The sequence below is a fragment of the Micrococcus sp. MS-ASIII-49 genome (genome assembly GCF_000946635.1).
In the GTDB taxonomy this organism is placed as follows: domain Bacteria; phylum Actinomycetota; class Actinomycetes; order Actinomycetales; family Micrococcaceae; genus Micrococcus; species Micrococcus luteus.
The window spans coordinates 20,105-27,340 of sequence record NZ_JXSP01000163.1; the positions used below are offsets into that span (position 1 = coordinate 20,105).

Here is a 7,236-nt window from a genome sequence, read left to right on the forward strand (position 1 = left end):
GGGCCCGCGCGGCACGCCGCACCGTCGACCACCGGCGACGCCGGGGACGAGCCTGGACACCGGCCCGTCCCCGGCGCCGCCGTCGTCCCGGGAACGCCAGGCACTAGGGTGGGGGAAGATCCGGACACGCCGACGACGGCGGCCGCGGCGCGCCGCGGCCCGCGGCCGGGCGTGCAGACCACCGTGGAAGGAGCCGGCGCCGCCGTGACCTCGAGAGAACCGATCCCCGTGATGACCATCCACGGCGAGCCCGTGCTCGGGCCCACCGGCCGGCCCAAGCACGACTTCCCCGAGCCCGCACCCCTGACCTCGCACGGCCCGGCGCGGATCATCTCGATGGTGAACCAGAAGGGCGGCGTCGGGAAGACGACCTCCACCATCAACCTGGGCGCCGCGCTCGCGGGCTACGGCCGCAGGGTGCTCATGGTGGACTTCGACCCGCAGGGCGCCCTCTCGGCCGGCCTGGGCGCGAACCCGCACGAGCTCGACACCACGGTGTACAACGTGCTCATGGAACGGTCCGTGACCGCGAAGGACGCGATCCTGTCCACGGACTTCGAGAACATGGACCTGCTGCCGGCCAACATCGACCTGTCCGCGGCCGAGGTGCAGCTCGTCAACGAGGTGGCCCGCGAGCAGGTCCTCGAGCGCGCGCTGCGCCAGGTCCGCGACGACTACGACGTGGTCCTCATCGACTGCCAGCCCTCGCTGGGCCTGCTGACCGTCAACGCGCTGACCGCCTCGCACGGCGTGATCATCCCGCTGACCGCCGAGTTCTTCGCGCTGCGCGCGGTCGCCCTGCTCGTCGAGACGATCGAGAAGGTGCAGGACCGGCTCAACCCGGACCTGGAGATCGACGGCGTGCTGGCCACGATGTTCGACCAGCGGACCCTGCACTCCAAGGAGGTCGTGGGCTCGCTGGTGGCCGGCTTCGGGGACCGCGTGTTCGAGACCGTCATCAAGCGGTCCATCAAGTTCGCCGACGCCACGGTGGCGGCCACGCCCATCACCCTGTTCGCCGAGAACCACGACGGTGCCAAGGCCTACCGGCAGCTCGCCCGCGAGCTGATCTGCCGCGGCGGCGCGCCGTGACCGTCCGCTGAGCGCCGACGACGCCGGCCCGGTCCCGTCTCGGGACCGGGCCGGTTCGCTGCGCGCTCGCGGCGGGGGAGCGGTGGCCGGGAGACGCGACGCCGCTGATCTGCGAGAATGGAGCCGGGCGTGTCCGTCTCCGGGCCGTCCCTCACCCCCTGACCCGTCCGCCGCCGGCCCGACCGGCGCCGTTGACGCGCACCCGAAAGGACGCCCTCCCCATGAACTCCCGCAAGCCGCGAGGCTCCGGACGCACCCCCGCCGTCGGTCGACGGGGCGGCCCGTTCCAGGAGCGCGACTTCCAGCGACAGATCGGTGCCCGCCGCGGCGCCGCCGCCCCCCGTGAGGAGGCCCCCTTCGACGAGGACGCCGTGCCGCGCACCCGCGGTCGCCGCGGCCGCGGCGCCGGCGCCGCCCGGGCCAAGGCCGCCCACCTCGACCGCATCCACGACGAGTCGGGCGAGCGCCTGCAGAAGGTGCTGGCCGCGGCGGGTGTGGCGTCCCGGCGCGTGAGCGAGGACCTCATAGCCGAGGGCCGCGTGGAGGTGGACGGCGTCGTCGTCACCGAGCCCGGCGTGCGCGTGGACCCGGCCACGGCCGTGATCCGGGTGGACGGCATCTCCGTGCAGACGGACGTGACCAAGCAGTACTTCGTCTTCAACAAGCCCCGCGGCGTGATCTCCACGATGGTGGACCCGGAGGGCCGGCCCTCGATCGCCACCTACCTCAAGCCCGGGCAGGAGCACCTGTTCCACGTGGGCCGTCTGGACAACGAGACCGAGGGCCTGCTCATCCTCACCAACGACGGCGAGCTGGCCAACCGCCTCACCCACCCCAGCTACGAGGTCCCCAAGACCTACGTGGTGCAGACCCGCGGCCCGCTGGCCAAGGGCGTCTCGAACCGGCTGCGCGAGGGCGTGGAACTGGAGGACGGCGTGGCGCGGGTCGACTCGTTCAAGCTCGTCGACTCGACGCCGGGCCACGTGCTCGTCGAGGTCGTGCTGCACTCGGGCAAGAACCGCATCGTGCGTCGCATGTTCCAGGAGATCGGCCACCCGGTCGAGCGGCTCGTCCGCGTCAAGGTGGGCCCCATCCTGCTGGGCGACCAGAAGCAGGGCACCGTCCGCGCACTCAACGCGCAGGAGCTGGGCCACCTCAAGGCCCTGGTCGGCCTGTGAGCGCGCCCGCCGAGTCCGCCGCCAAGCTCGGTGACGGCCCGGCCGGGATCCCGCAGCCCGTGCTCGTCCGGGGGACCGGTCTGCTGGGCGCCTCGATCGGCATCGGGCTGAGCGCGGCCGGTGTGGACGTGCGCCTGCACGACCCCTCGCCCGCCGCCCTGGCCGTGGCCGCGGACATCCGCGCCGGACGCCCCGCCCGCCTGGACGCCGAGGGCGACGACCTCGACGTCGCCCCGGGACTCGTCGTCGTGGCCGCGCCGCCGGACGTGACCGCCGACGTCGTGGTCGACTCGCTGCGCCGCTGGCCCGCGGCCGTGGTGGTGGACATCGCCTCGGTGAAGGAGGCGGTCGCCGCGGGCGTGCGCGCTGCCGTCGACGACGGCCGCCTGGCCCCGCAGGACGCCGACCGGTACCTCGGGACGCACCCGATGGCCGGCTCCGAGCGGTCCGGTCCCGTGGCGGCCCGCGGCACCCTGTTCACGCAGGCGCCGTGGGTGCTGTGCCCGACGGACACGACGCACCCGGGCGCCCTCGCGGCCGGTCGGGCGCTCGCGCGGACGCTGCAGGCCACCCCGTACCGGATGGCGGCCCGCGCCCACGACGAATCGGTCGCGCTGATCTCGCACCTGCCGCAGATCGCCGCCTCGCTCGTGGCCTCCCGCCTGCAGGACACCCCGGACCAGGCGCTCGCCCTGGCCGGCAACGGGCTGCGGGACACCACCCGGATCGCAGCGTCGGACCCGCAGCTGTGGGTGCAGATCCTCTCCGGCAACGCCGGGCGGATCGTGCCGGCGCTGCACGGGCTGCGGGCGGACCTGGACCGGCTGATCCGCACCCTGGAGGACCCCTCCGCCCCCGGGGCGCGGCTGGACATGGCGCAGCTGATCGCCGAGGGCAACGCCGGTCGGGCACGGGTGCCCGGCAAGCACGGGGCGCCGCCGCAGGCGTTCGCGGTGGTCACGGTGATCGTGGACGACGCCCCCGGGCAGATCGCGGCCCTCCTCGACGAGGTCGGCCGCACGGACGTGAACGTGGAGGACCTGCGGCTCGAGCACGCCTCGGGCCACCGGGTCGGCATGGTGGAGATCTCCGTGCTGCCCGGCCGCAGGGACGAACTCGTGGCGGCGCTGACCGCCGCCGGATGGAAGGTGGTCTGAGATGACCGAGCACACCCGCGACGACGTCGCACCCGCGCCGCTCGTGGTGGCGGTGGACGGCCCCTCGGGCTCGGGCAAGTCGTCCGTGTCCAAGGCCGTGGCCCGGCGTCTCGGCGCCGCGTACCTGGACACCGGCGCCATGTACCGCGCCGTGGCGTGGCACTGCCTGCACGAGGGCGTCGACCTGGCCGATGCGGAGGCCGTGGCGGCGGCCGCCGTCGCCATGGACCTGGACCAGTCCACCGACCCGGACGTCGAGGCCGTGCGGGTCGGCGGCACGGACGTCACCGAGGCGATCCGCGGCCCCGAGGTCACGGACACGGTCTCCACCGTCGCCGTGGTCATCCCGGTGCGCGAGGAGCTGCATCGTCGCCAGCGGGCGGCGATCGCCGCCGCGGGCCGGATGGTCGCCGAGGGCCGTGACATCACCACGGTGGTGGCCCCGGACGCCCACGCGCGCGTGCTGCTCACGGCCTCCGAGGCCGTGCGCACCGCCCGCCGCTCGGGCCAGCTGGCCGCGGCGGGGGAGACCGGCGTCGATGCCGGCACGCTGCACCGTCAGGTGGCCGGGCGCGACGCCCGCGACGCCACCGTGTCCACGTTCGACCGCCCCGCCGACGGGGTGGCGCTCGTGGACTCCACCGAGCTCGACTTCGAGCAGACCGTGGCGGCCGTCCTGGCCGCCGTCGAGGACCAGGCCGGCATTCCGGCCGTGAAGGGAGGCCGACGATGACCGAGAACCCCCAGCACCGCTCCGGTGAGGACGAGTTCGTCCCCGCCGGCGACGATCAGGTGGCCGAGCGGCTCGCCGCCATGACCGAGGAGGAGGCCGAGGCGCGCGCCGCGTCGCTGCGCGCCGGCCTCGAGGACTACGAGCTCGAGGAGGACGACGCCGCCCTCCTCGACGCGTGGCAGCTCGGGCCCGACGAGGACGTCGACGCGCCCGTGCCGCCCGTGCTGGCCATCGTGGGCCGGCCGAACGTCGGCAAGTCCACGCTCGTCAACCGCATCATCGGCCGCCGTGAGGCCGTGGTGGAGGACGTGCCCGGCGTGACGCGCGACCGCGTCTCCTACGACGCCGAGTGGAACGGCCGCGAGTTCACCGTGGTGGACACCGGCGGCTGGGAGCACGACGCCAAGGGCATCCACCGTCGCGTGGCCGAGCAGGCCGAGCTGGCCGTGGACGTGGCGGACGCCGTCGTGTTCGTGGTGGACGCCACCGTCGGCATGACGGCCACGGACGAGGCCGTGGTCTCGATGCTGCGCCGCAAGGACCGCCCCGTGATCGTGGCCGCCAACAAGGTGGACGACATGGTCCAGGAGGCCGACGCCGCCACCCTGTGGTCGCTCGGCTTCGGCTACCCGTACCCGGTGTCCGCGGTGCACGGCCGCGGCGTCGCGGACCTGTTGGACGCCGCGCTCGAGGCGCTGCCGGAGGAGTCCGCCCACGGAGGTCTCGTGCCGCGCGGCGGCCCGCGCCGGATCGCCCTCGTGGGCCGGCCGAACGTGGGCAAGTCCTCGCTGCTGAACAAGCTGGCCGGCTCGGACCGCGTGGTGGTGGACGACCTGGCCGGCACCACGCGCGACCCCGTGGACGAGCTCGTGGAGCTCGGCGGACGCCTGTGGCGCTTCGTGGACACCGCCGGCATCCGTCGACGGCAGCACATGGCCCACGGCGCCGACTACTACGCGTCGCTGCGCACGGCCTCCGCCCTGGACCGCGCCGAGGTGGCCGTGGTGCTGCTCGAGGCGCCGCACGTGATCTCGGAGCAGGATGTGCGCATCCTCCAGATGGTGCTGGACTCCGGGCGTGCCCTCGTGATCGCGTTCAACAAGTGGGACCAGGTGGATGAGGACCGCCGGCACCAGCTGGCCAAGGAGATCGACCGGGACCTGGCGCACGTCGCCTGGGCGCCGCGCGTGAACATCTCCGCGAAGACCGGCTGGCACAAGGACCGTCTCGTCCCCGCGCTGGACCTCGCCCTGGACTCGTGGGACACCCGCATCCCCACGGGCAAGCTCAACGCGTTCCTCGGCGAGCTCGTGGCGGCCCACCCGCACCCGCTGCGCGGCGGCAAGCAGCCCCGCATCCTGTTCGCGACCCAGGTCTCGAGCCGGCCGCCCAAGTTCGTGCTGTTCACCACCGGGTTCCTGGACCCCGGCTACCGCCGGTTCATCGTGCGCCGCCTGCGCGAGACGTTCGGGTTCGAGGGCACGCCCCTCGAGATCGGGATGCGCGTGCGCGAGAAGCGCGGTCGCCGCCGCTGATCCGGCTCTGCCCCGACGACGTCCCTCGGCCTGCCGTGCCGGGGGACGTCGTCGTCCCGGCAAGCTCCCACCGTTCGTCCACCTTCGCCTCGTAGCCTGAGGGCATGAGCCTCATCCGACGTCGCCCCGCCGCCCTGTCCCTGGCCACCCTGGCCGCGCTCGCGCTGGCCGCATCCGGCTGCGCGGTCGACGACGGCGAGACCCGGGCCGCGCTGCAGAGCGCGGAGGACCGGCTCGCCCAGGCCGAGGACCGGATCAGCGAGCTGGAGGCGGACGCCTCGGACCGCGTGGACCTGGGGCAGCTGCGCCAGGAGGCCGAGGGCGCCCTCGCAGAGGCGGACCAGCGCGCCGCCGAGGTCGTCGAGGACCTGACGCGATCCCTGCCCTCCGGTTCGGACATCGTCGACGTCGAGGCGCTCCGGGAGGACGGAAAGGTGGTCATCGAGTACGGCCAGTCTTTGCTCGATGCCGATCCCCAGGTCCTCGAGGACACGATGCGGGAGGCGGCGGAGCGGGCGCGCAACGCCATCCCGGACCTGAAGGATGTCGAATTCCGCGTGGGGGACCGGACCTTCACGTACTGATCCTGCGACGGGGATCCGTGAGCCCCCCGACACGCCTCTTCGACCCGCCCGGAACGGCGGATCGGAGCGGCTCGACGTGTTACGCTTCACCCGTGCACGACTGCACCCTCAGTCATGAGAGGGTTCGTGCAGACCGCCAGGCCCACCGGTACGCCGGGGCCGCGGTCGCTGGGGGACTCTCGGTCGGGTGGCCCTCGGTCAAGGGATGAGGGGTTCACGTCTGTGAAGAGGACGTGGGCCCCTTGTTCACGTTTCGGGGGTGTCGCGCGGTTTGCCCCTGACAACGACGACCTGGCAGGCCCGCTTCCGATTCGCGCCCGGCGGTGCCGGTGGGGTATGCTCATCGGGTGCCGAAGCGCGGATGACCGCGATTCGCCACGGGCTATGGCGCAGCTTGGTAGCGCGCTTGACTGGGGGTCAAGAGGTCGTGGGTTCAAATCCCGCTAGCCCGACCACGTTCCCACGGGTCAGAGTCCGCATCTGACGAGGGAAAATGGAATGAGGCCCAGGTACTCCCTCGAGGGGAGCGCCTGGGCCTCTTTCCGTGCCTGACATATTCCTTAGCACAAACTGATCGAGACAGACCCTACGGTTCGGCGTTCGGCTCGACTTATATCCCCGGGAATTCAGAACTTCCTCAGTGGCCGAGCGGCTCGATCCAAAATCGATCTCGTCGGTGACCAGAGCGTTGGCCCTGAAGCCCCCTGGGTCTGATGGAGACTCGCGCTATTTGATTCCGACCAGCTGTTCGCGGCCGGCTTCGACAGCATAGAACGTGTCCTCGAACTCGGCGGGTGGGACGTCGCCGAGGTAGCCGTGGAGGCGTTGCGTGTTGTGCCAGGACACCCACCCGAGGGTCGCGAGCTCGAGGTCCTCGACCGTCCGCCAGGGACCTGGCCGTGCGGGTCCGCGGACGTGCTCGGCCTTGTAATAGCCGTTCACGGTCTCGGCCAGGGC

6 protein-coding genes, 1 tRNA gene and 1 pseudogene are annotated in these 7,236 nt (G+C 72.9%); 7 read left to right on the forward strand and 1 reads right to left on the reverse strand.

The window, feature by feature from the left end:
- Positions 1-231: 231 nt before the first annotated feature.
- The 7 genes from SJ20_RS10635 (at position 232) to SJ20_RS10665 (ending at position 6,734) form a co-directional block, all read left to right on the forward strand.
- A complete protein-coding gene (locus SJ20_RS10635; RefSeq protein ID WP_036315755.1) occupies positions 232-1,092 on the forward strand; it encodes a ParA family protein in 861 nt (286 codons plus the stop codon).
- 221 nt (positions 1,093-1,313) lie between these two features.
- A complete protein-coding gene (locus tag SJ20_RS10640; RefSeq protein WP_044659887.1) occupies positions 1,314-2,270 on the forward strand; it encodes a pseudouridine synthase in 957 nt (318 codons plus the stop codon).
- Positions 2,267-3,427: a prephenate dehydrogenase gene (locus tag SJ20_RS10645; RefSeq protein ID WP_020628100.1), complete on the forward strand. Its 1,161-nt coding sequence runs from the start codon at positions 2,267-2,269 to the stop codon at positions 3,425-3,427. The genes SJ20_RS10640 and SJ20_RS10645 overlap by 4 nt, the downstream gene beginning before the upstream one ends.
- A gap of 1 nt (position 3,428) precedes the next feature.
- The gene (gene cmk, locus SJ20_RS10650; RefSeq protein ID WP_002857424.1) at positions 3,429-4,160 is read left to right on the forward strand and encodes a (d)CMP kinase; all 732 of its coding nucleotides are present in this window, start codon (positions 3,429-3,431) and stop codon (positions 4,158-4,160) included.
- Complete coding sequence (gene der, locus SJ20_RS10655) at positions 4,157-5,695, forward strand: ribosome biogenesis GTPase Der (protein ID WP_044659888.1); 1,539 nt, start codon at positions 4,157-4,159, stop codon at positions 5,693-5,695. Before cmk ends, der begins: the two co-directional genes overlap by 4 nt.
- A gap of 104 nt (positions 5,696-5,799) precedes the next feature.
- A complete protein-coding gene (locus SJ20_RS10660) occupies positions 5,800-6,279 on the forward strand; it encodes a hypothetical protein (protein WP_044659889.1) in 480 nt (159 codons plus the stop codon).
- A 378-nt stretch (positions 6,280-6,657) separates the two neighbouring features.
- Positions 6,658-6,734: transfer RNA gene (locus tag SJ20_RS10665), tRNA-Pro, on the forward strand.
- Positions 6,735-7,005: 271 nt separating this feature from the next.
- Here the strand turns inward: SJ20_RS10665 and SJ20_RS10670 are convergent.
- A pseudogene (locus tag SJ20_RS10670) lies at positions 7,006-7,236 on the reverse strand (integrase core domain-containing protein); the annotation flags it as partial.